The sequence below is a fragment of the Streptomyces sp. A3M-1-3 genome, from assembly GCF_024213665.1.
GTDB lineage: Bacteria > Actinomycetota > Actinomycetes > Streptomycetales > Streptomycetaceae > Streptomyces.
The window spans coordinates 149,234-171,300 of sequence record NZ_JANAVP010000011.1; the positions used below are offsets into that span (position 1 = coordinate 149,234).

At 71.3% G+C, this 22,067-nt stretch carries 20 protein-coding genes and 1 pseudogene; 6 read left to right on the top strand and 15 right to left on the bottom strand.

What is annotated here, in order from left to right; translation table 11 throughout:
- Positions 1–99: 99 nt before the first annotated feature.
- Both NLX86_RS15200 and NLX86_RS15205 read right to left on the bottom strand, forming a co-directional pair.
- Entirely contained in the window at positions 100–468 is a 369-nt protein-coding gene (locus NLX86_RS15200; protein ID WP_254372218.1) for a hypothetical protein, read from the bottom strand.
- Positions 469–625: 157 nt separating this feature from the next.
- A complete protein-coding gene (locus NLX86_RS15205; RefSeq protein WP_254372219.1) occupies positions 626–3,826 on the bottom strand; it encodes an AAA family ATPase in 3,201 nt (1,066 codons plus the stop codon).
- Between the two features lie 228 nt (positions 3,827–4,054).
- Between NLX86_RS15205 and NLX86_RS15210 the strand changes: the two genes are divergently transcribed.
- The 4 genes from NLX86_RS15210 to NLX86_RS15225 all read left to right on the top strand — a co-directional run bounded on the left by NLX86_RS15210 (position 4,055) and on the right by NLX86_RS15225 (position 8,740).
- Positions 4,055–5,359: a DUF1254 domain-containing protein gene (locus NLX86_RS15210; RefSeq protein ID WP_254372220.1), complete on the top strand. Its 1,305-nt coding sequence runs from the start codon at positions 4,055–4,057 to the stop codon at positions 5,357–5,359.
- Between the two features lie 5 nt (positions 5,360–5,364).
- Positions 5,365–6,744, top strand: a complete 1,380-nt coding sequence (locus tag NLX86_RS15215) for a DUF1254 domain-containing protein (RefSeq protein WP_308409598.1) — start codon at positions 5,365–5,367, stop codon at positions 6,742–6,744.
- 122 nt (positions 6,745–6,866) lie between these two features.
- Complete coding sequence (locus tag NLX86_RS15220; protein WP_254372221.1) at positions 6,867–7,631, top strand: response regulator transcription factor; 765 nt, start codon at positions 6,867–6,869, stop codon at positions 7,629–7,631.
- The gene (locus NLX86_RS15225; protein ID WP_254372222.1) at positions 7,628–8,740 is read left to right on the top strand and encodes a sensor histidine kinase KdpD; all 1,113 of its coding nucleotides are present in this window, start codon (positions 7,628–7,630) and stop codon (positions 8,738–8,740) included. The genes NLX86_RS15220 and NLX86_RS15225 overlap by 4 nt, the downstream gene beginning before the upstream one ends.
- 460 nt (positions 8,741–9,200) lie before the next feature.
- Here the strand turns inward: NLX86_RS15225 and NLX86_RS15230 are convergent, their stop codons facing one another.
- Positions 9,201–10,535, bottom strand: a complete 1,335-nt coding sequence (locus NLX86_RS15230) for a phosphoribosyltransferase family protein (protein WP_254372223.1) — start codon at positions 10,533–10,535, stop codon at positions 9,201–9,203.
- 110 nt (positions 10,536–10,645) lie between these two features.
- On the opposite strand from NLX86_RS15230, the gene NLX86_RS15235 reads away from it, so the two are divergent.
- Positions 10,646–11,464 carry an HAD-IIA family hydrolase gene (locus NLX86_RS15235; protein ID WP_254372224.1) on the top strand — a complete coding sequence of 273 codons (819 nt, stop codon included), beginning with the start codon at positions 10,646–10,648 and terminating at the stop codon, positions 11,462–11,464.
- Here NLX86_RS15235 and NLX86_RS15240 read toward each other — a convergent pair.
- From NLX86_RS15240 to NLX86_RS15290, 11 genes and pseudogenes are all read right to left on the bottom strand, one after another.
- Positions 11,461–12,216, bottom strand: a complete 756-nt coding sequence (locus tag NLX86_RS15240; protein WP_254372225.1) for an ABC transporter permease — start codon at positions 12,214–12,216, stop codon at positions 11,461–11,463. The genes NLX86_RS15235 and NLX86_RS15240 overlap by 4 nt on opposite strands.
- Positions 12,209–13,192 carry an ABC transporter ATP-binding protein gene (locus NLX86_RS15245; RefSeq protein ID WP_254372226.1) on the bottom strand — a complete coding sequence of 328 codons (984 nt, stop codon included), beginning with the start codon at positions 13,190–13,192 and terminating at the stop codon, positions 12,209–12,211. Before NLX86_RS15245 ends, NLX86_RS15240 begins: the two co-directional genes overlap by 8 nt.
- Positions 13,189–13,833 (bottom strand): ATP-binding cassette domain-containing protein, encoded by a 645-nt coding sequence (locus NLX86_RS15250; RefSeq protein ID WP_254372227.1) that lies wholly within the window; start codon positions 13,831–13,833, stop codon positions 13,189–13,191. Before NLX86_RS15250 ends, NLX86_RS15245 begins: the two co-directional genes overlap by 4 nt.
- Positions 13,830–15,449 carry a hypothetical protein gene (locus NLX86_RS15255; RefSeq protein WP_254372228.1) on the bottom strand — a complete coding sequence of 540 codons (1,620 nt, stop codon included), beginning with the start codon at positions 15,447–15,449 and terminating at the stop codon, positions 13,830–13,832. Before NLX86_RS15255 ends, NLX86_RS15250 begins: the two co-directional genes overlap by 4 nt.
- 94 nt (positions 15,450–15,543) lie before the next feature.
- A complete protein-coding gene (locus tag NLX86_RS15260; protein ID WP_254372229.1) occupies positions 15,544–16,080 on the bottom strand; it encodes a hypothetical protein in 537 nt (178 codons plus the stop codon).
- Between the two features lie 53 nt (positions 16,081–16,133).
- A complete protein-coding gene (locus NLX86_RS15265; RefSeq protein ID WP_254372230.1) occupies positions 16,134–16,796 on the bottom strand; it encodes a hypothetical protein in 663 nt (220 codons plus the stop codon).
- Positions 16,781–17,317, bottom strand: a complete 537-nt coding sequence (locus NLX86_RS15270; protein WP_254372231.1) for a stage II sporulation protein M — start codon at positions 17,315–17,317, stop codon at positions 16,781–16,783. The genes NLX86_RS15265 and NLX86_RS15270 overlap by 16 nt, the downstream gene beginning before the upstream one ends.
- A 110-nt stretch (positions 17,318–17,427) precedes the next feature.
- Positions 17,428–17,709: a hypothetical protein gene (locus NLX86_RS15275; RefSeq protein ID WP_254372232.1), complete on the bottom strand. Its 282-nt coding sequence runs from the start codon at positions 17,707–17,709 to the stop codon at positions 17,428–17,430.
- Positions 17,710–17,948: 239 nt separating this feature from the next.
- Positions 17,949–18,245 carry a LuxR C-terminal-related transcriptional regulator gene (locus tag NLX86_RS15280; protein WP_308409600.1) on the bottom strand — a complete coding sequence of 99 codons (297 nt, stop codon included), beginning with the start codon at positions 18,243–18,245 and terminating at the stop codon, positions 17,949–17,951.
- A 262-nt stretch (positions 18,246–18,507) separates the two neighbouring features.
- On the bottom strand, positions 18,508–19,248 hold the full coding sequence (locus NLX86_RS15285; protein WP_254372233.1) for a protein phosphatase 2C domain-containing protein: 741 nt from the start codon (positions 19,246–19,248) through the stop codon (positions 18,508–18,510).
- Between the two features lie 114 nt (positions 19,249–19,362).
- Positions 19,363–19,946, bottom strand: a pseudogene (locus NLX86_RS15290) (RNA-guided endonuclease InsQ/TnpB family protein); the annotation flags it as partial.
- Between the two features lie 205 nt (positions 19,947–20,151).
- Here NLX86_RS15290 and NLX86_RS15295 point away from each other — a divergent pair.
- Positions 20,152–21,294 carry an amidase domain-containing protein gene (locus NLX86_RS15295; RefSeq protein WP_254372234.1) on the top strand — a complete coding sequence of 381 codons (1,143 nt, stop codon included), beginning with the start codon at positions 20,152–20,154 and terminating at the stop codon, positions 21,292–21,294.
- Here the strand turns inward: NLX86_RS15295 and NLX86_RS15300 are convergent.
- A complete protein-coding gene (locus tag NLX86_RS15300; protein WP_254372235.1) occupies positions 21,282–22,043 on the bottom strand; it encodes a DUF72 domain-containing protein in 762 nt (253 codons plus the stop codon). The genes NLX86_RS15295 and NLX86_RS15300 overlap by 13 nt on opposite strands.
- Positions 22,044–22,067 lie beyond the last annotated feature (24 nt).

Genomic DNA, 22,067 nt, shown 5'->3' on the forward strand with positions numbered 1-22,067 from the left:
GCGTACGCCGTCGGGCCGCTGGGTCTCAGGTGCGCACGTCCCGCAGCGTCAGACCCGGGTCGCCGTCATGGGCGCAGGGCAGCTGCGGCATCAGCTCGCTCAGCTGCCGGCGGCAGCGGCGGCGGCAGCAGCTGCAGCGCCACCAGCGGCGGCAGCAGCGGCGGCAGCCGCCGCGCCGCCACCGGAGGCCGCGGCGGCAGCGGCGGCGGCGGCACTGCCCTTGCCCTTGCCCTTGCCCTTGTCCTTGTCCTTGGAGTTGAGGGTGGCAGCGCCGTCGTGGCCGGAATGGCTGAAGGCAGCGCAGCCGTTCTGAGAGATGACGACGACGTCGCCCGCGCCGACAGTACAGCCGGAGGCGTTCTTGATGACGACGACGTCGCTGTTGGCGGCGCTGGCGACCGGAGCCACGGCACCAACCACAGCCGCCGCAGTGAATATGACGGCGGCGAGCTTGCTTGTCTTGCGCATTGGTGTCTCCATTTCCTGTTCTTGCTCGTGTGGCAAGAATCGACGTCAGCATTTCCGCCGCGTCTTGGGCAGGCCACCGCTCACGTCCATTGGAGCGGCCGCTCGTGCGCGATTCACCCGAGCGGCCCTGAGCCCCAGTCGCCGCCGCCGCTCAGCACTACAGCCGCCAGGCGACGGCGTGGTCCGGTCGATACGTGCAGGTGGCGCCCGTTGAGACCGTCGACCGTAGGTGGGCGGCCAGTTCCGGGTGGCGGCTGTCGAGCTTGCGCAGGGTGTCGCGGATACGGGCGGTGACCGTCTTGCGGGCCCGTTCCGCCTCGTCGCCGAGGCGGCGGGAGCGGCCGCCGAGGCCGGCGGCGGTGCGCAGTTCGGTGAGGAGCACTTCGCGCTCGCGGTCGTACTCGGCGGCCCGCCGCGTGTCGTCGAGTGACGCCGCCCGGTCGATCTCCCGGTCCAGCAGCTCCAGCCGGCGCTTGTACCGGGACTTCGCCTCCTCGTCGAGGACCGCGTCCCCGCCCATCGAGCGGGCGGCCACCACCGCGTCACCGCCCTCGGGGGCGAGGAGATGGACGGCGGGGATGTCGGAGCCGGGGCGGCCGAGCAGGAAGCGCAGATCGCGCAGTCCCTTGGCGTCGGGCACGTGCGCCGTACGGCCGGCGTACGTGAGATTCCAGACGGAGCCGTCGAAGCGGAACTCGTGCGAGGCGGGCGGGGCGGCAGCCGGCCGGTCGCTGCCCGCGGCGCGGGCGCGGCGTACCCGGCCGGGGATGTGCCGCATGCCCAGTTCGGCGGCCTCCCGCTCGACGTCGGTCAGCAGGGCCTCGGCGGCCGCCGCGTCGCCGGGCGCCCCGCGGGCCGCCAGCACCTCGGCCAGCCGGAACCGGGCCTCGACCGACCACGGGCGGGCCTGGAGCAGAGCGGCGGAGCGGTGGGCGGCGGTGAAGCCGTCGGCCGCCGCGTCCCAACGCTGCTGCGCGGCGTCGAGGACGGCCGACCACAGGACCATAGGGCCGCTGATGTCCCAGCCGTACATGGACACCGCCCACTGGCCGAGGAACGGCTTGATGGCGTCCCGGGCCTGCTCGCACAGCTCCGGGTCCCCCGAGGCAGCGGCGGCCTGCGCCTGGCAGCGCAGCCGCAGCGGGAGGAAGCCGCGGTCGCCCGCCTGGTCCGCGCCGGTCGCGGTGAGCTCGGCGAGGTACGCCACGGCCGGTGCGGGTTCGCCGCGCTCGACCGCGCTGATCGCGGCGAGCAGCCGGGGGCAGGGGTGGCCCCGCTCCAGCATCCGGTGCAGCTCGTCCAGCTCTTCGTACCGGCCCTGGAGCAGCGCCAGCGTCCAGCGGTGGTGGTTCAGCAGAGAGCTGAAGTGCTCGTGCGGGTGCTGCTCGCTGTACGCGAACGCCTCCGCGAGGAAGCTCTCGGACTCGGCGAACCGGCCCATCAGGGCGGTGATGATGGACTGGTCGACGGCGGCGAAGATGCCCATGCGGGGCAGGCCGTGCTGCTCGGCCATCGCGACGAACGCGCGGTACTGGTCGAGGTAGCGGGGGTCGCCCGTCTCCAGCAGCGCCACCCAGCGCAGCGAGGCGGCGAAGTGCTCCCCCTCGATGTCGCCGCGCCGGCGGGCCAGGGCCATCAGCTCATCGATGAGAGCGACTCGTTCGGGCGCGGTGCCGGGGCCCCAGATGGCGTGGTGGCGGGCCCACAGGCCGAAGCCGAGTGCTTCGTCGTCCTGGTGGCGCCGGGCCAGCACGGCAATTCGGATGCTCAGCTCCTGCGCCAGCTCCTCGACCGGCCGAGGCGGCGCGGGCGCGGCCCCCTCGACCAGCAGGGCGTGCGCCTCGCGCAGAGCCTCGTCACGCAGTGCCGTCAGCTCGCCGCTGTCGAACATTCCGTAGAGCGTGAGCGCCACGCGCCCCAGCAGCTCGGGCTCGGCCGCCTCGCGGGCCGCCGCCAGTGTCTCGGTGAAGATCTGGCCGGCCTCCTCCCGCTCCCCGAGGTGGTGCAGGTCCTGCGCGAGGTCCAGTGCGATGACGACGCGCCGCCGTGGCGCCGCCCCCGCCGACCGCTCCCGCGCCCGGCGCCGGTGGGTGATCTGCTCCTCGAACGCCAGCCGACTGCCCGCGTCCTTCGCCGCGGCCAGCAGCAGATCGAGGGCGTGGTCGGGGTCGAGCTCGTCGCCCGCCGCGTAGGCGTGCCGGGCCAGGTCGGCCGGGAAGACCTTCTCGGCCAGCGCGGGGGACCGGTCCAGCGCCCGGACGACCGCCGCATGCCGGTGCCGGAGGTCGGCTTCGTCCAGCGCGTCGTACAGCGTCTCCCGTACGAGATCGTGGGCGAACGCGAACCGGCCCGCCTGCCGGGGCACCACCAGCCGCGCCGTCACCGCCTGTCCCAGCAGCCGGTCCACGTGCGGCACCGGCGCGGCGGCGGTCGCGGCCAGCACCTGGCGGTGGAACTCGCGGCCGAGTACGGAGGCCGAGGTCAGCACCCGCCCTACCGGTTCGGGCAGCAGCGAAAGGCGCCGCCGCACGGCCTCCCGTACCCCCGGAGCGATGGTGGTCACCGAGGAGCCGCCGCGCCACAGCCGGGCCGTCTGCTCCACGAAGAAGGGATTGCCGCCGGTCCGCAGATGCACCTCCGCGACCAGCGAGTCGGCCGGCTCCTGGCCGGTGGTCAGCGCCATCAGCGCGCCGACCTCCTCCCGCTCCAGGCCGGTCAGCGTCACCGTCGTCGCCTTCGCGACCAGCGGCAGGATCAGCGGCTGCAGCGGATGGTCCGCGGCCTCCACCTCCGCGTCCCGGTAGGTGCCGACCAGCAGCAGCCGCTCGAACCAGGCATGCTGCGCGGCGAATTCGAGCAGCTTGAGGGACGCGGTGTCGGCCCAGTGCAGATCGTCCAGTACGACCATGACGGGCCGGTTCTGCGAGACCGTCACCAGCGCGGTGGTCACCGCGTCGTACAGCGGGAAGCCCATGTCCTCCGCACCCGAAGCCTCCTGGCCCTGCCCCTGGCCCGCATCCCCGCGGCCGGACGCCTCGCCGAGCAGCACCGCCAGCCGCCCGCCCGCCGCCTCCTCGGCCCGTGCCCACTCCTCCTCACCCGCCGCGCGCCGCAGGCCGCGCACCACCTGTACCCACGGCCAGTACCCCGGGGCGCCGTCGGAGCCCCAGCAGGTGCCGCCCAGCACCAGGGCGCCGCGTCGCCGCGCCTCGTCCGCCGCCTCGGTGACCAGCGTCGTCTTGCCGATACCGGCCTCGCCCGTGACCAGCACCAGACCGCCGTGGCTCTCCGCCGCCCGGCCGATCTCCGCTCGCAGAACGGCCGTGGGGTGGTCGCGCCCGATGAGTGCAGGGGTCATGCCGAAAACGATAGGAGCCACCACTGACATCGGGCATGCGAAGCCCGCACCCCACCCCCCAGGCCCCCTCCGGCCGACCATGCCGGGCTCGCGTGCCCGCAGTGACATCAGCCGCTCCGCGGCGGGCCGCGTCTCGCTCCCTAATCCGGTCTGATCGGCCGGACTGGGCCTAAGATCCAGAGGGGGCGAAACCGGCATTTCGTCGCTCCTGGACCGGGAGGCAGCCGTATGGACCTCGACGTGGCGCGCAGAACGGCGGCCGAGGGGTGGATCTGGGGGTACCCCCTCCTCGAGAACTACCGCACGATGTATCCGCAGGCCATCGACCCCGCCGACGCCCGCTCGACCGGCGGATTCGGGCGCTTCCGGCACTACTCGCAGCCCTTCACCCCGGCCGATTCGGATGTCGTGACCCCGAACAACGACACCCCCTACTCCTGGGCCTGGCTGGACCTGCGCGCCGAACCGTGGGTGGTGTCGGTCCCCGCGACCGACCGCTATTACGTGCTGCCCGTCCACGACCTGGACTCCGCGTACGCCGGCTTCATCGGCACCCGCGCGACCGGCCAGGACGCCGGCGACTACCTCGTCGCGGGCCCCGGCTTCATCGGCGTCGTACCTCCCGGCATCGACGGAGTGGTGCAGGCCGCCACGTATCTCGTCGGCGTCCTCGGCCGTACGTACCTGGCCGGCCCGGAGGACTCCGCGGCCCTGCGCGCCGTACAGGAGAAGTACCAACTCCGCTCGCTGTCCACCTTCCTGGACATCGCCGCGCCGCACCCCGCGCCCGAACCGGTCTGGCCGGTGTGGCAGGAGGAATCGCTCTCCACGGTCGAGTTCTTCACCGTCCTCGACTTCCTGCTCGCGTTCTTCCCCGTACTCCCGCACGAGGCGGAACTACGCGGCCGGCTCGCCGCGCTCGGCGTCACCGGCGGCGGCGAGTTCGAGCCCGCCGCGCTCCCGCCCGGCGTGCGGGACGCCATCGACGCGGGCATCACCGACGCCCGTACGCAGCTGCAGAAGGCGGCGCGGAACGCCACCGACTCCACCCACTGGTTCGGCACCAGGACGCAGCAGGGCGACGACTATCTGACCCGCGCGGTCGGCGTCCACAACGGCCTGTACGGGCTGCCCGCCGAGGAGGCCTGGTACGCGGGCTGGGCGGGCGACAGCGACGGCAACCGGCCGCCGGACGCCTCGCAGCGCGACTACACCGTCCACTTCCCGCCCGGACAGCTGCCGCCGGGCCGGTTCTTCTGGTCGGCCACGGTGTACCGGCTGCCGGAGCGGCTGCTCGTCGACAACGAGATCGACCGCTACTCGATCGGCGACCGCACGCCGGGCCTGGTGTACGACGCGGACGGCGGACTGACCCTGTACGTCCAGCGGAAGCGGCCGTCCGGCAACGCGGAGGCGGCGAACTGGCTGCCGGCCCCGGACGGGCCCTTCACCATCGCCATCCGCGTGTACGGGCCCGAGCCGTCCGTACTGGACGGAAGCTGGGCGCTGCCGGCTCTCACGCCGCGGAGCTGATCCCCGTGACCACCGAGCCGACCACCGAGCCGACCACCGAGCTGACGGAGCTGGCCGCGGACGCGTACATCTACGGCTATCCGCTGGTCCACGAGCTCACCATGGTCGAGAGCTTCACCCGCACGGGCATGGGCAACCTGACCGCCACCCCGTTCAACCAGTTCGGACACGTACACCAACCCGCGGACCCGGCCGCCAAGTTCGTCTCCCTCAACAACGACACCCTCTACTCGATCGCCCAGCTCGACCTCTCCGGCGGCCCGCTGCTCCTGCATGTGCCCGACTACCGGGGTGCCTACTTCGTCCTGCAGTTCGTCGACGCCTGGACCAACAACTTCGCGTACGTCGGCCACCGCGCCACCGGCACCGAGCAGTCCACCTGGCTGATCGCCCCGCCCGGCTGGGCCGGTACGGCCCCCGAGGACGTACGGATCATCGACGCGCCGACCTCCGTCGTGACGGTCGTCGGCCGCAGCGCCTGCACAGGACCCAGGGACATGCCGCGCGTCACCGCGCTCCAGAGGGCGCTGACGATCGCCTCGCCGCAGCCGCGCGGTCCGGCTTCGGCCGTCAGGAGCGGGCTGCCGCAGCCGGACCCGGCCGTGCCCGAACCGCTGCGCTTCTTCGAGCTGCTGCGGATCTGGATGGCCGACTTCCCGCCCGCCGCGCCCGATCTCGCGTACCAGGACCGTTTCCAGCCGCTCGGGCTGCTGGAGGAGGGCCCTTCGCCGTACGTGGGCGCCGACCCGGTACTCGTACGGGCCCTGGAGGCCGGGCTCGCCGACGGCCGGGCACGGGTCGAGGCCGCGTCGGGGCCGCCGCCTCCCGCCCAGCTGCCCGCCGGCGGCTGGGACATGGACCTGCACCTCTTCGACTACAACGTCGACCACCTCGGACCCGGCACCCTCGACGAGGCCCGCTGGCAGATCACCGACCGGCACACCGCCCGGCTCACCCGCGCGGTCGCGGCCCGCACGGCCCTGTGGGGCAGCCACGCCTATGAGGCCGTGTACGCCCACACCTTCACCGACGCGGACGGCAAGCAGCTCACCGGCGCCAAGTCATACACCCTGCGGTTCGACGCGCGGCCGCCGGCCGACGCGTTCTGGTCCGTCACCATGTACGACTCCCCGGACCACTACCTGGTCGCCAACCCCCTCGGCCGCTACTCGGTCGGCGATCGGATCCCCGGCCTCCGGTACGCCGCCGACGGTTCCCTCACGCTCGTACTCCAGCGGGACCGGCCCACCGACCCCGACGAGGCCGCGAACTGGCTGCCCACCCCGGCCGGCGACTTCCGGCCGATGGTCCGCCTCTACACCCCGCGGGAGGAAGTGCTCGACGGCACCTACCGGCTCCCGCCCATCGAAGTACACCACGGGTGACACCACGGGTGCCACGGTCCCCGGTCCTTGTCCCCCCGGTCCTTGTCCCCCGGTTCTTACGGAATGCGGACGGCAGGGCCGCCGGGGCGACACCCGGCACCGCCCGGTGCGAGGCTGGGCCTATGCACACCAAAGGCCCTGGCCGGGCCCATGTACTCGTGGTCGACGACGATCCGACCGTGGCCGAGGTGGTCGCGGGCTATCTCGACCGGGCCGGCTACACCGCCGAACGAGCCGCCGACGGCCCCACCGCGCTCGCCCGAGCCGCCGCCCGCCGCCCCGACCTCGTGGTCCTGGACCTGATGCTGCCCGGCATGGACGGCCTGGAGGTCTGCCGCACCCTGCGCGGAACCGGGCCCGTGCCGGTGATCATGCTGACCGCGCGGGGGGACGAGGACGACCGGATCCTGGGCCTGGAGACGGGCGCGGACGACTACGTGACCAAGCCGTTCAGCCCGCGCGAGCTGGTGCTGCGGGTGGAGTCCGTACTGCGCCGGAGCCGTCGCGCCGGCGGCGGCGCCGAAGGGCATGGCCCGCTGCTCCGGGCGGCCGGCCTGACGCTCGACCCGGCGGCCCGCCGCGCCACCAAGGACGGACACGAACTCGCCCTCACACTGCGGGAGTTCGACCTGCTCGCGCATCTCATACGGCACCAGGGCCAGGCCCACACCCGGGAGGACCTGATGCGCGAGGTGTGGGGCTGGGACTTCGGCGACCTGTCGACGGTCACGGTCCATGTACGGCGGCTGCGCGGCAAGATCGAGGACGATCCGGCCGCGCCCCGGCTGATCCAGACGGTATGGGGCGTCGGCTACCGCTTCGAGCCCCAGCCGCCACTCCCGCCCGAGGCCCGGACCGAGCTCCCGCCCGAGGAGCCGGCGCCATGAACGACGTCCTGCTCATCGCTCTGTACGCCTTCCTCGGCGCGGCCGCCGCCGGGCTCCTGGGGGCCGCGGTGCTGCGCGCCCTGCGGCACCGGTCCGTCGCCGTGTCACTGACCGTCGTCGCGGCCGTCACCGTCACCGCGATGCTGGCCGGAACGCTGGCCGTGGCCTGGGCCATGTTCCTCTCCCCGCACGACCTGACCGTCGTCACCACCGTCGTCGCCATGGCGGCCGTGGTCTCGCTCGCCACCGCCCTGCTGCTCGGCCGCTGGGTCGTGGCGCGCAGCAACGCCCTGACGCTGGCCGCCCGTTCCTTCGGTGACGGCGGCGACTTCGCCGCGCCCGAGGGCGAGGCGACCGCGGAACTGGCCGCGCTCAGCCGGGAACTGGCCGCCACCAGCGCCAAACTGGCCGCGTCCCGCGACCGCGAACGCGCCCTGGAGTCCTCCCGGCGCGAGCTCGTCGCCTGGATCTCGCACGATCTGCGCACCCCGCTGGCCGGTCTGCGTGCCATGTCAGAGGCGCTGGAGGACGGCCTGGTCCAGGACCCGGAGCGGTACTTCCGGCAGATCCGCACCGAGGTCGACCGGCTCAACTCGATGGTCGGCGACCTCTTCGAGCTCTCCCGTATCCACGCGGGGGCGCTGGCCCTGGCTCCGGTCCGGACCTCGGTGTACGACCTTGTGGGCGACGCACTCGCGGGCGCGGACCCGCTCGCGCGCGAGCTCGGCGTCCGGCTGGTCGGGGACCGGGTCGAGGCGGTGCCGGTCGAGGTGGACGGGAAGGAGATGACCCGGGTGCTGGGCAATCTGCTGATCAACGCGATCCGCCGCACCCCGGCCGACGGCACGGTCGCGGTAGCGGCCGAACGTACCGCCGACAGCGTCGTCCTGTCCGTCACCGACGGCTGCGGCGGCATCCCGGAGGAGGACCTGCCGCGCGTCTTCGACACCGGCTGGCGCGGCTCGGAGGCCCGGACACCGCCGGCCGGGGCGGGGCTGGGCCTCGCGATCGTGCGAGGCATCGTCGAGGCGCACGACGGCAGTGCGGCGGTACGAAACGTACCGGGCGGCTGCCGCTTCGAGGTGACGCTGCCGGCGGCGCGGGGGTAGCGCCCGCCGGCGCCGTCCGGCGCCGTCATGCCTGGGGGCGGGGCTGCCTGGGCGGCGGCCGTACCGGGGCCGGCGGCCGTACCGACGAGCGCGACGAGCGCGGCGACGAGGACTGTGACCAGCACCACGCACGCCGGCGGCGCCTACCGGTACGCGGTTCGAAGCTTGTCCCCGGATGGCCCCCCTTCCGGCCCATCCGGCCCGAAGACCCCTCTGACGGGGTAGTCCCCGTGATCCCTCCGCCGGGGGCGGTGGGTAGCTGACCTCGCAGGTCAGCAGGCCGCTGCTGTCGGACGGTGATGCCGAGAAGCCGTACGACTCGGCTGGACCGGTCGGCAGCGGTGCTGTACGCGATCTACTCGGGCCCGCACGCAGCTGCCGACATGCGGCGCGCCGCGCTCTCGGACCGGCACCTTGGAGCTGGCCGTGACAACGGCGGTGCTGCCCCGCCATGGCCGGCCTACCCCGCCGCGGGAGCCACCAGGTGCCCGGCGAACCAGTCGCGGGCGAGGTCGGCGACTTCGTCGAGCGCGCCGGGTTCCTCGAAGAGGTGCGTCGCCCCCGGGACGACCTCGAGCCGGTTCTCGCAGCGCAGCTGCGCCTGCGCCGCCCGGTTGAGGTCGAGCACCATCGCATCGCGGCCGCCCACGATGAGCAGCGTCGGCGCCCGTACGTCGGCGAGGCGCGGCCCGGCGAGGTCGGGCCGGCCGCCGCGGGAGACCACGGCGCCGATGTCCGCGTCGGGGGCTGCGGCGGCCCGCAGCGCCGCCGCGGCTCCGGTGCTCGCGCCGAAGTACCCGATCGGGAGGGACGCGCGGCGGCGCAGCCAGGTCGTGGCGTCGGCCAGCCGGCCGGCCAGGGTCTCGATGTCGAAGACGTTGGCCCGGTCGGCTTCCTCCGCCGTGGTGAGCAGGTCGAAGAGCAGGGTGCCCAGGCCCGCCCGGTTCAGTGCCGCCGCCACCAGGCGGTTGCGTGGGCTGTGGCGGCTGCTGCCGGAGCCGTGGGCGAACATCACGACCGCCGCGGCGCCCTCGGGGAGGGTGAGGTCGCCGGCCAGCCGTATGGCACCCGCGTCCACCTCGACCTCGACCTTGACCTCGACCTCGACCTCGGCCTCGGTCCCGGTTCCGGCGCCCGCGGCCGGCGCCCGGGACACGGGGGCTGCCGCGGCCTGGGCCAGTAGGAAGACGACCTCCTCGTCGGAGGTCTGGGAGAAGTCCTGGTACCACTCGCCGACCGCGGAGAACGCGACCGGCGTCGACAGGCACACCACCTCGTCCGCCTCGGCGCGCAGCCTGGCGACCGCGTCCGGCGGCGCCACGGGTACGGCCAGCACCACGCGGGCGGCGCCCTGTGCACGTACCACCTCGCACGCCGCCGCGGCGGTGGCGCCGGTGGCGATCCCGTCGTCCACCACGATCACCGTCCGGCCGGCGAGTGCCAGCCGCTCCCGTCCGGCGCGGAACCGCCGGGCCCGGCGCAGGAGTTCCGCCTCCTCGTCGTGCTCGACGGCGGCGAGGTCCGCCTGCCGGACCCCGCTGCGGCGGACGATGTCGTCGCTGATGACGCGCACCCCGCCCTCGCCGATGGCGCCGAACCCCAACTCACGGTGGTACGGGACGCCGAGCTTGCGGACCACGATCACATCGAGGGGAGCACCGAGTACGTGCGCCACGTGGAAGGCCACCGGGACCCCGCCGCGGGGCAGGCCCAGTACGACGGGTTCTTCCGCCGCGAGATGGCGCAGCGCTTCGGCGAGACGGCGTCCCGCGTCCACCCGATCGGTGAACAGCACAGTGGTTCACCCCCAGCCAGGGGAGACAGAAACCACGTACACACTCAATTCGAAATAACCCTATTTGCCAAGATTTCGCAAGTGGGGGTGCCCGCGTAGGGTCGGGGCGTATGAACCGAATCGGAGCGGTCCTGATCGACATCGACGGCGTCCTCACGCTGTCCTGGAAGCCGCTGCCCGGCGCAGTCGAGGCCATGGAACGGCTGCGGGCCGCGGGGCTTCCGCTGGCCCTGGTCACCAACAACACCTCCCGTACTCGGGCCTCGATCGCCGAGACGCTGGCCGGCGTGGGTTTCCCCGTCGGCGTCGACGACATCCTCACCGCCCCCGCGGTCACCGCCGCGTACCTGCGGGAGCACCACCCGGGGGCACGCTGCCTGCTGCTCAACACCGGCGACGTCCGCGACGACCTCGAAGGCGTGACACTCATCGAGGAAGCGGAAGCGGAAGCGGCCGAAGCACCGGACGTGGTCGTCTTCGGCGGCGCGGGCAGCGCATTCAGCTACGAAGCGCTCAACCGCGCGTTCCGCCATCTCCAGCGCGGCGCCCGTCTGGTCGCCATGCACCGGAACCTGTACTGGCGCACCTCCGGAGGCCTGGACCTCGACACGGGCGCGTTCCTCCTGGGACTGGAACGAGCCGCCAGGGCGGAGGCGGAGATCACCGGCAAACCCGCCGAGGCGTTCTTCGCCACGGCCCTGGCCCACCTGGGTGCCACCCCGTCCGAAACGCTGATGGTGGGCGACGACATCGAGTCGGACGTCCTGGCGGCCCAGCGCAGCGGCATCACCGGAGTCCTGGTCAGGACGGGCAAGTACCTCCCCGAAACCCACCAGGCGGCCGACGGCACCCCGGACCACGTACTGAACTCCTTCGCGGACCTCCCTGCCCTGCTGGACGCCGGGCCCGGGGATGCGGACAGTGCCTAGACGTCCCGACGGGCAAAGCCGAGGTACGCCGCGATGACCGCCGACGTGGTCCACAGCAACAGCACGGTGCCTCCCGCCAACGGGGTGAGATCGCCGGCCTCCTGGTGAACCTGCATCAGTCTCAGCCCGGCCCGGTCCGGCAGGAGGCGTGCGAGCGGGCGGAGCTGCGGCGATGCCGCCAGCACGCTGGAGACGAGGAAGAGGAGCGGCAGCAGGATGCCGAGTGCGGCGATGGACCGGCGCACCAGGAAAGTGACTGAGCCGGCGGACACGGCGAGCAGCGTGGCGTACGTGCCGGCCCCTGCCACCGTGCGTACCAGGTCGCCCGGGGGCAGCTCCGCCCAGTCCGCCCCAAGGGCCCATGTCCCTGCCAGCAGGGACGCGACTCCAGTCACCAGCCCCCAGGCCATTCCCATGCTGCCCAGCAGGACGAGCTTCGCCGTCAGCAGCCTGCCCCGGCGTGGTACTGCTGCGAGTGACGTGCGGATCATGCCGGAACCGAACTCCGATCCGACCGCGAGGACGGCGAGGACGACGACCGCCAGCTGGCCGAGCTGCATCCCGGTGAAGGACAGACCGACGGGATCGAAATCCCTCCTGTCCGCAGGATTCGCGCGCTGAAACTCGGGGCCGATCAGAAGCCCGAACATGAGCCCCGTCAGCACGGTCACTGCCAGTCCGATGGCGAGCACGGCCGGGGTGGAGCGCAGCGAGCGGATCTTGATCCACTCGGCGGCTATGGCGTCACGCACGGCCGATGACCTCGCTCTGCTCGCCGGGGGCAGGCGTCGACGCGCGATACTCCGCTGCCTCATCGGTCAGCCGCAGGTATATGTCTTCCAGAGCAGGTCGAAACGGCGTGAGTTCGTGGACGCTGCAGCCATGCTGCGCGGCGAGGTCCCCGATCTGTCCGGAAGACACGCCGGTCACCACGGCCTCTGTCGGCCCCTCTGCCGGCCCCTCTGTCGGAACCACGCCGCCGGCCGGCCTGTCGTACTCCAGGTGTGCTCCCGCTCCGCGCAGCGCTTCGGCGAGCACGGGCAGCTGCGGGGAGCGCAGGCGGACCGTGGTGGGTTCGTGGTGAACCAGGTCGCGGAGGGGACCGTCGGCGAGTACCCGGCCGCGCCCGATCACCAGCACGTGGTCGGCCAGGAGGGCCATTTCAGTCATCAGATGGCTCGACACCAGCACGGTCCGCCCCTCATCGGCGAGGGCTCGGACGAGCGGGCGGAACCAGCGAATACCTTCCGGGTCCAGCCCGTTCACGGGCTCGTCGAGGAGGAGCACCTCCGGATCGCCGAGCAGAGCGGCTGCGATGCCGAGCCGCTGCCGCATGCCGAGCGAGAAACCACGGACCGGCCGGCGTGCGGCGGAGGACAGCCCCACCAGTTCCAGCACGCCGGTCACGCGCTCCCGCGGGATGCGGTGCGTTCTGGCAAGCCAGTCGAGGTGGGCACTGGGGCTGAGGGCTGGATGGACGGCTGAGGCATCCAACAGTGCTCCCACGGATCGCAGGGGGGACCTCAGCTCCCGGTAGGGCACCCCGAGGACAGTCGCGCTTCCGGAATCCGGCTTCCCCAGGCCCATGATCATGCGCAGGGTGGTGGACTTGCCCGCCCCGTTGGGGCCCAGAAAGGCGGTGACCCGCCCCGAAGTGACGTGGAAGGACAGGCCGTCCAGCACGCGCTTGCCTGCGTACGTCTTGACCAGATTGCTTACATCGATCATTCGCCGTCTCCGGTCGCCAGGACCTGGGAGCCGTCCCGGGCGCCGAGGTCGATGGTGCGGTCGGCCAGGCCGGCGTCCGGATCGGTGTGAGACACCCACACGATCGTCGTTCCGCCCTCCTGCTTCCTGCGCGTCAGGTCGTCCACCACCGCTGTGAGGGCAGCCGAGTCGAGTCCATTGAACGGCTCATCGAGGAGCAGCAGCTGGGGATCGTGTGCTGTCGCGCAGACGTAGCCGAGCTTCTTGCGCTGTCCCAGGGAAAGACCGCCGACCAGGACGTCCTGACGGCAGGTGAGCCCGAGTACGTCGGCGCGCTCCAGCAGCGCACCGGTGCGGACATCCCACAGCCCCGCCACCAGCGCCAGCTGTTCACGTGCGGTGAGGTATTCGTACAACGGCGGAGGCTCCTGAAGGAAGCCACGCAATCCGCGGACCAACGGGTCCTGGGGCAGACGGCCCGCTATGGAGACCGTGCCCGAGGACGGGACGCGAAGTCCCGCCAGCACACTCAGCAGGGTGCTCTTGCCGCAGCCGTTCGGGCCGGTCAGCCGGACCATCTCACCCTTCGCGACACGCATGGTGAGGCCGCTGAAGACCTCCGTGTCGCCGCGGCGGACTTCCAGACCTGCAATGTCGATCATTTCGCTGCTCCGAATCCCTGCCGCCCGGTTGGCCGTGGTACTGGAAAGTCCCGCCTGCCCACCCGGCGGAGGCTGACAGCACAGGCCGCGAGTACGCAGATGAGAAGTGCCGCTTCGAGCGCCTGGGTGAAGCCGCCGTCCGTGACCGCCTCGCTCAGTCCCAGGCCCACCGTCACCGGAAGGGTGAGCAGCGCGGTGAGCACGCCTTCCACGACATCCGCCATGGGGGGCCGGGCGGTCCGCCCGCCGCCCTCGAAACTCTCGGTGACCGGAACCACGTACCAGGTGAGAACCGAGGCGCACCCCGCTGCTGCAGCCACCGCGGGCAGGAGCAGCACGGCAACGCCCCACCGCGCGCCGCTCACTCCGCACAGTGCGGCTGCCCCGAGGCAGAACGGTGCGGTCACGGCGAGCACGGCAGCCGCGGACGCCACGACCTTGGCCGCGGGCCAGGCTCCCGTCGGCAGGGGGGACTGGCGCAGTACGTCCCAGCAGCCGCGGTCCGCCTCGATCCCGCAGATCTGGACCACCTCTCCGGTGGAGATCAGGGCCGCAGCGATGAACAGCCCGGCCAGCGCGGGAGTGGGCAGGTGCCAGGGCGGATGCTCCAGGGCCGTCGCGGTGCCTGCGCAGGCTGCTCCGATGGTGATGCTCAGTCGCTGCAGCCGCGCGACGCCGCCGACTGCCGCCGGGTCGGCGCGACGAAGTCGCAGCCAGGTCAGCCGCAGCACCAAGGACATGGGTGAGGGTGACAGGTCCCGGCCGGTCGTCCGCAGTCGTATGTCGCGAGGGCTCTCGGCATGGGCGTACGCGGTGTCATCGGCGTACGCGGCGGTCGCGTCGCGCTGCTCGGTTGCGCGAACGCGCAGGGCGGCCACGGTCCCCGCCACCACGGCCACGGCCAGGTAGCCGGCGACGGTCCACCACAGCCGTCCCGGTGTGTGCATGGCAGTCCAGACCTGTGGACGGGAGTCGGCGACGGCGTCACCGAGGCGGCGCGTCAGGTTCGCCTCGGCGTCGTCCGGAGTGCTGCCCAGCAAGCGGACGAACGGGGCCGCGAACGTGCCGACGAGCCAGCCACCCACCGCGGCGAGCACCACCCGGGGAAGATGGGCGACTCTCACCACGCGGACCATGAAGACGGAGACCAACAAGATGCGCAGGGCTGCGGCGCCCGTCACCGAGCCGCACAGGTTGACCAGCAGCACGGGCAGCAGCTGCCGGCCGGCTCCGGTGGCCGCGAGCCAGGGCACCGCAACCGCGCCTACCGCGAGCAGCAGCGCGAGCGCGACTCCCGTCGTGGGCAGGACGAGCCGTGCGGCAACCAGTTGACCCCGGCTGACCGGGAGGGTACGCAGCACGGTGTCGTCCGGCGGACGCACGAGGGATCGCCCCAGCGCCGGTTCGGCGCTCAGGAGTTGGTGGAGCGTCCAGAGCACGGCGGGAGTCCAGGTCCACGCAGCCAGGTCGGCGCCTGTCGCGGTCTGCGTCGGCGCGAGAGCCCCCAGGGTCCGGCCCAGCAGCACCAACGTCCCGAAGCCGGCCGCTGCTCCGGTGCAGAGCACGAGCGCAGCAGCCCGCCGGCGTCGCCGCCCCAGGGCGTCGGCACCGGTCATCAGATTGAGGCGCCTTCGGGCATCTGCCAGACAGAGAGCGGTGACAGAACGGATCCACCGGCCTGTCCGGACGGCCTGCTGTCCGGGCGCGATGTCAGCCCGCATCGCCGGCCGGCTCTGCTCGGCGCCGCCTGATGTCGGCGAACCGTTCGGCCGGGCAGAGCACAGCGGCCGGGATGACCAGCGCGACGAAGATCCCGGCGATCAGATGCAGGCCGGAGGCCGCAGGAAGCCTGAGTCCCAGGAAGCCGAGAGGCGCCCACCACACGCACCCCCCAACGATGATCAACACGCTGCCGGACCGGGCAACCGCCACCAGCAGTCCGAGGGCGATCAGCGCGATGCCGCTGATCAGCCACACCAGGCTGAGAAGCTGGAGGATGTCCATCACGTTCCCGGGATCTCCGGTGAGATCGTCGGAGGTCTCCACCGCGTGACGCGTCTCCTCGAGGGTGGCGCGGAACCGGATGAAGTACGTGATCGCGCACATGCCGGCGCCCGTCGCGGCCACGCCACCCGCGATACGGATCGCCGGGTGGACCAGGCCGTCCGTGATCACGGCCCAGCAGCGCAGGGCGAACGTGATGAGTTTCGGGTTTCCCAGGATGCTGAGGATGAAGCGGTGAATCACAGTTCTCCGGCCGCACGGCTTTCGGTACGGATGATCGGGGGCGGGCAGGACAGTCAAGCGGGAAGCAGGAGCAACGTGCCGGCGTAGAGCGCGGTGAGGGAGGCCGCCACCGCCACGGCACGCGGCCAGGCGACGTCAGCCACGGACCGGCCGGCCCCCAGTAGTGCCGCGAAGAGTACAAGAAGCCACGGGTCGGGCCGCGTCAACGCCGGTACGGCATCGGCTGCTTCACCCCGCAGCAGCAGAGGCATCACGAGAGACCAGCCGGCCAGCTTGACGAGTACGAAGGCGACCCAGGCGACGGTGAACGTCCTTCTGGCCCGGGTGAAATCGCTTGTCGGCGCCGTCCATCGGACCACGAGGGCACCGACGACGCCGAGGATGACGCCCAGTACCCCCACTGTCGCCATGTTGGCAAGAGCCGCAGTGCTCCACCCGATCGCTGTGCCGATCTCGACTGCGCCCTCGGGCGCTTCGGGCAGTCGCACCTGGATCTGACTGCGGATCCTGCTCCACAGCGGAAGGGAGGCCGCTGCCGTACAGAGCAGGAGCGCGGTGATGCCGAGCGCATGCCCGCGTCTGTTGACCCGCATGGGCGGGAAGCCGCGCGAACGGGTGCCCGCGTCGGCCGATGAGACCTCGGCAGGCCTTTTCGTGTCGGCTTCGTAGGCCGGGAGACTGCCCCCACGCGACCTGCCGACTATGTGCTCACCCATGTCTCCACTCCCGCAGCTACCACAAGACCTGACAGGGACATCGCCCACAAACGGCAGGCGTCGACGACCTGGGACCACCATTCAGCTCTGCTCAACCGCCGCCCCAGCCCGGAGCGTGCCCAGGCCACCAAGGGCACGAGACCAGCGCCGGCGGCGATCGCTATCGACACCAACTCGAGCGGCATGTGGGGCAGCAGGTGTCTGGCCACCCCTCCGGCGCCCAGAACCGGGACAGCCTGTCCCCAGCTGTAACCGGCGAGCGTCCCGGTGACCAGTGCCACGGGAATCGTGGCCACGCCAGTGGTGACGACTCCCAGGAACAGGGCGGCGGAAACGCCGATGTTATTCATGAGGATCTCGATGAAGAGATCCCAGTCCGGCTCCTGCCGGACCCGTGTGATCTCCGTCGAATGCTCTGGCGCGTTCCACCACCCAAGACTGAAAGCCATGAACCAGAGCAGCGCACCACAGAGAAGACTCAGCCACTGTCGCCGAAGGAGCGCAGCCTTTTTCTCCGTCATGGTTTCCGCCCTGCCGCTGCTTTCATCGAATCGACCAAGCCCCCTGGCCCTGCCCATCGGAATTCCGCAGCACGCGGAATTCCGATGGGCAGGCGAACATGGGCCATGCATCAGGCGATGAACGCCTTGCGGCCGCCCTTCTTGATGGCCTGCTTGGCGCCCCAGATGAGAACGGAACCGATCGCGAGGCCACCCGTGGCAAGGCCAATGGCCGAAGCCACGTCCATGCCCGCCATGATGGACGTCCAGGTGGTGGAGGCCGCTTCGCTGCTCATCTTGAACGAGCTCTTGAGGAAGAACGGAGCAGCGACCGCGGCGACCATGAAGGCGCCGAGGACCGAAGACGAGACGGCTACTGCAGGCAGAGCGCGACGGACTGTCGAGCGATTCATTATGTAGGGATTCCTTCTCAAGGGCAGCCGCAGCAGGCGCTGTAGCTGCTGGCCGGCGGCGCGGCCGGAATGGGTCCGCAGTGGGCGGGCCTTCTCGGCCGTTGACCGGAACTGAATGGATGATGCAGGAGCGGGCGCCTTACTGCGCACCACCCTGCGGGCCACACCGGCGTCCCGGGTGGCATCATCGATTCTTCCCTCCAGGAGGGGTCTTCGCCATTACCTCTTAGGGCATTGCCCTAAGAGGTAATGGGATCCTCGGTCAAGGCCTTGTGATGATGAAGCGAGACGAGGGTCGCCTCAAGCCTGGAGTTGAGGTTCAACTTTCTTGTAATGCTGGTGATGTGAGCCTTGACGGTGCGCTCGGCGATGCCAAGTCTCCGCGCAAGCAACCTGTTTGGTTCCCCGTTCGCGAGGGTGCCGAGCACCTCGCGCTCCCGCTCGGTGAGGCGCTCCAGTTCGGACGCGTCCAGGGTCACCGGAAACAACTGTGCCCCGAGGTTTCGCTCGACAGCTTTGACACCTGACTCCGCCACGGTCTTCAACTCCCCCTGCTTTGTTCCCCGATTCGCCCTGCCGCGGCAACTCCCCCAGCGCGTAGAGAGACTGGCTCAGGGGGTGGCCCACAACAGAACGAAGTGACTGGCGCGGTCCCGCAGCCCTGGTCAGGGGCTCAGGCGACGTGATCCAGTCAGATTGTTCCACCGGAGGTTACCTGAGGGTTCGAATGATGGCGAAACGATGCGGCGCCGCTCGGGCGCGCTGATCGCGGCGCTGGACGGGACAGCCGGCACGGCCCTATGTGCCGATCCGTACCAGGGCGAACGTGATGTTGTCGGGGCCTCCGGCCTCCATCGCGGCCTTCCACAGCTCGAACGCGGCCCTGCCGTCGTCGTGCACGCGCAGCACGCTGTCGACCTCGTCGTCCGGCAACGGGTCGGTCAGCCCGTCGGTGCACACCAGGTAGCGATCGCCCGCGGACAGTGCGAAGGACGAGACATGGGGCGTGATGGCGCCGAACACCGGACTGCCGCCGAGTGTCTGCGTGACGATTGACGTGGTGCGGTGTCCCGGCGCCGGCGGGGGGCTGTCGTCCACGCTCACCTGGCGAAGTCCGTCCTGGGCCGCGTCGTACACCTTGCTGTCGCCGACGTTGAACGCAAGCAGCGACTCCGCCAGCACGACGGCACCCGCGACCGTCGTCCCCATGGTGACCAGCTCCGGGTCGCCGTCCGCGGCCGCGTACACCGCGTGATTGCAGAGGTTCAGCGCGTCACGAACGGGTTCCTCGCCGTCCAGCGAAGGGCCGAGCGCGGCGAGCCGGCGCACGACGAGTGAGCTGGCCACCTCGCCGGCCGGCTGCCCGCCGAGCCCGTCGGCGACCGCGACGACGAGCGGTGTGCCCAGGGGGAACACAAGCGTCTGGGGATTCTCGGTCTCCGTGCCGCACAGCGTCCACGGTCCGACGACGAGGCTGTCCTCGTTGTGTTCGCGAATCAGCCCGACATGGCTCAGGGCAGTCACAGCTATGTACGGCACCGGAATCTCCCCGCCTCTCCGCGACGACAGGCGTGTCCCTCACCACCATTTTGACTGATCCCCTCCCTGAAGGGAGGGGAGTCTCTCCTTCAGGGCTGAGCGGGGATCTCCAGCTCACGCTGCCTGGCGGGGCTGCGCCCCGTCAGGTCTTCCGCGATCGGCACTAGCCGGGTTCAGACCAGCCCGGACGAGCATTACACGGGCGGAGTTCTTGTCCCTGGGGGATGAGACTCCGCACGCGGTGCAGGTGTAGGTGCGCTCTCCCAGCGGCAGTGCGTGCTTGGCTCTCGCTCCGCAGTGCGCGCAGTCCATCGTGGTGTGCGCGGGGTGTACCAGGTGCACGGTCCGGCCGTGCTTGCGGCCCATCTCGGTCAGGGCCGTCTTGGTTGCGCCGATGGCGGCGTCGGCGGCCTTCTTGGCCATGCTGGTCGTGGCGAGGAACTTCGGCCGGAAGTCCTCCACCGCAAGCTGGTCGTGGTCGCGGACCGCGGTCTTGGCCCACTTGCGTGCGGTGTCCTGGCGCTGCCGGGCGACCTTCTTGTGCAGCTTCGCCGTCTGCCGCATGGCCTCGCGGTAGCCCTTCGAGCCAGGTCGGCCCTTCGGGGGACGACGGCGGCCATCATCCGCTGGTAGCAGGCCAGGCGTGCGGCGGCGTTCTTGCCGTGCTGCGCGTGGGGGAGGTCGTGGGCGTCGGACGTAGGCATCCTCCGGTTACCCGGTGACGCCGCACGACGCCGCACGCGGTGGGACGAGCAGTGAGGTGCGCCCCTGGAGCCGTGTCCGATCTGCAACCCCTCACCTCCCTGCCGGGAAACCGGAGTTCGTGCGAGGATTCCGCCCTCGATCCATCCCGACCGGGTGACAAGGGGAAACTTCGTGAGACCAACGACGTCCAGATCCACCGTGGCGACGGTACTGACGGTCGCCGTGTCGGCCGTGCTCCTGCCCGCTTCGGCCACGAGCCCGGCGGGCGCGGCGGGTGCGCCGGCCGAGATCCGTACGGTGGACAGCGATGCGACCCAGTCCTTCGGCCGCATCGCCGATGCCGTGCTGACCCAGCGCACGGCGGCGCTTCTGGACAGCACACTCGACACCGCGCCGGACACCCGGCCGGCGCGGCGAACAGGGCCGCTGCTCGTCGGGAACGCACGCCTGTCGGCCCGCGTGGCGCGGGCGGAGGGCACCGCGCTGTCCTCGCTCCGGACCCGCAAGGCGCGGCTTGCCGCGCTCGGTGAGGCGTACACCGCCGCCGACACCCGGATCACCGTGGACAGGGCCCGCGTCCACGGTGGACGCGCCACGGTCCAGATCACCGAGACCACCACGCTCACGTACAAGAAGATCCGTGGTGACGAGCCCCCGACGACCGCCTTCCAGGCTCACCACGAGCTGAGCTTCGCCGCCACGCCGGACAGGAAGTGGGAGCTGACCGGCATGACGCCCAAGGACGACGGCCCCAGGGCGGTCAACGAGCCCGGCACGCCGGTGGCGAAGAGCAGGGACGCCGGACCCAGCGGCACCCCCGCCGCCACGTCCTGGCCCGCGCGGCAGCAGGTGAAGCCCCCGGGGACCGCCGGCTACAACTACGCGACCATGGCGGCCTACGCGGAGAAGCACTGGAAGAACTACAACCCCGCCTACCGGAAGTTCAACGACGCCGGCGGAGACTGCACCAACTTCATCAGCCAGGCCCTGAAGGCGGGCGGCTGGAAGCACGACTCCGGCCTGTACTCGGACTACCGCAACTGGTGGTACGACGCCTCGTACCAGACCATGTCCTGGGTCGGCGCCGACGACTGGGCGTGGTTCACGCTGTACTCCAAGCGGGCGTCCAACCTGTCCAACGTCTACTACATGGGTGTCGGGGACATCATGCAGATGGACTTCAACAGGGACGGCTCCAAGGACCACTCCATGATCACCACGTACCGGAGCAGGACCGGCACCCCGTACCTGACCTACCACTCGACCAACACCTACCGGAAGTCGGTGGCGAGCATCGTGGTGTCCAACCCGAACGCGGTCTACTTCGCCTACCGCACCTGACCGCTCACCGTCCGGCCCAACGCGACCGCCTCGCGCGCGAACTTGGCGGCGTCCAGCACGGCCGCACCGCCCGTGTCGTTGTTGAAGTACGCGTACACGTCGTCCTCGTCCGGCCAGGAGTCGGCGATGCGCCGGGCCCAGGACTTCAGCGCCTGGCGGCCGTATCGCGGCGGCGGCTCGGCGACGCCCCCGTGAAACCGCACATAACCCCATGACGCGGTACGCCACAGGGGCGTCACCGGGCGCGATCCCCGGTCCGCCCAGCACAGCGCGCTGCCGTGCCGTTCCAGCACCGCCCGGAGCTCCCGCTCCGCCTCCCACCACGAGGTGTGGCGGAGTTCGACCGCCACCCGGACCGTGTCGGGAAAGCAACTCAGGCAGGCGTCCAGAGCCACGATGTCCGCCCGGAAGTTGGGCGGCAGTTGCAGCAGCACGGGCCCCAGCCGGTCGCCGAGGCCCCCGGCGCGGTCCAGCAGCCGGCGCACCGGCTCTTCGGGGTCGCGCAGCCGCTTCAGGTGGGTCAGATAGCGGCTGGCCTTGACCGCCATGACGAACCCCTGCGGCGTCCGCTCCCGCCAGGAGGCGAAGACCTCGGTGGTGGGCAGCCGGTAGAAGGCGTTGTTGTTCTCCACCGTGGCGAAGTGCCGGGCGTACTCCTCCAGCCACAGCCGCTGCGGCTGTCCGGGCGGATAGAGGACGTCACGCCAGTCCTTGTACTGCCACCCCGAGGTTCCGACGAACATGGGCATGCTCCGATCCTTGCCCGCAAGGAA

Excerpts from the sequence above, each read along its gene's own strand:
- NLX86_RS15225 (WP_254372222.1), top strand. The coding sequence starts at position 7,628 with ATGAACGACGTCCTGCTCATCGCTCTGTACGCCTTCCTCGGCGCGGCC.
- NLX86_RS15265 (WP_254372230.1), bottom strand. The coding sequence starts at position 16,796 with ATGGGTGAGCACATAGTCGGCAGGTCGCGTGGGGGCAGTCTCCCGGCC.
- NLX86_RS15220 (WP_254372221.1), top strand. The coding sequence starts at position 6,867 with ATGCACACCAAAGGCCCTGGCCGGGCCCATGTACTCGTGGTCGACGAC.
- NLX86_RS15205 (WP_254372219.1), bottom strand. The coding sequence starts at position 3,826 with ATGACCCCTGCACTCATCGGGCGCGACCACCCCACGGCCGTTCTGCGA.
- NLX86_RS15250 (WP_254372227.1), bottom strand. The coding sequence starts at position 13,833 with ATGATCGACATTGCAGGTCTGGAAGTCCGCCGCGGCGACACGGAGGTC.
- NLX86_RS15275 (WP_254372232.1), bottom strand. The coding sequence starts at position 17,709 with ATGAATCGCTCGACAGTCCGTCGCGCTCTGCCTGCAGTAGCCGTCTCG.
- NLX86_RS15300 (WP_254372235.1), bottom strand. The coding sequence starts at position 22,043 with ATGCCCATGTTCGTCGGAACCTCGGGGTGGCAGTACAAGGACTGGCGT.
- NLX86_RS15210 (WP_254372220.1), top strand. The coding sequence starts at position 4,055 with ATGGACCTCGACGTGGCGCGCAGAACGGCGGCCGAGGGGTGGATCTGG.
- NLX86_RS15245 (WP_254372226.1), bottom strand. The coding sequence starts at position 13,192 with ATGATCGATGTAAGCAATCTGGTCAAGACGTACGCAGGCAAGCGCGTG.
- NLX86_RS15235 (WP_254372224.1), top strand. The coding sequence starts at position 10,646 with ATGAACCGAATCGGAGCGGTCCTGATCGACATCGACGGCGTCCTCACG.
- NLX86_RS15200 (WP_254372218.1), bottom strand. The coding sequence starts at position 468 with ATGCGCAAGACAAGCAAGCTCGCCGCCGTCATATTCACTGCGGCGGCT.
- NLX86_RS15270 (WP_254372231.1), bottom strand. The coding sequence starts at position 17,317 with ATGACGGAGAAAAAGGCTGCGCTCCTTCGGCGACAGTGGCTGAGTCTT.
- NLX86_RS15255 (WP_254372228.1), bottom strand. The coding sequence starts at position 15,449 with ATGACCGGTGCCGACGCCCTGGGGCGGCGACGCCGGCGGGCTGCTGCG.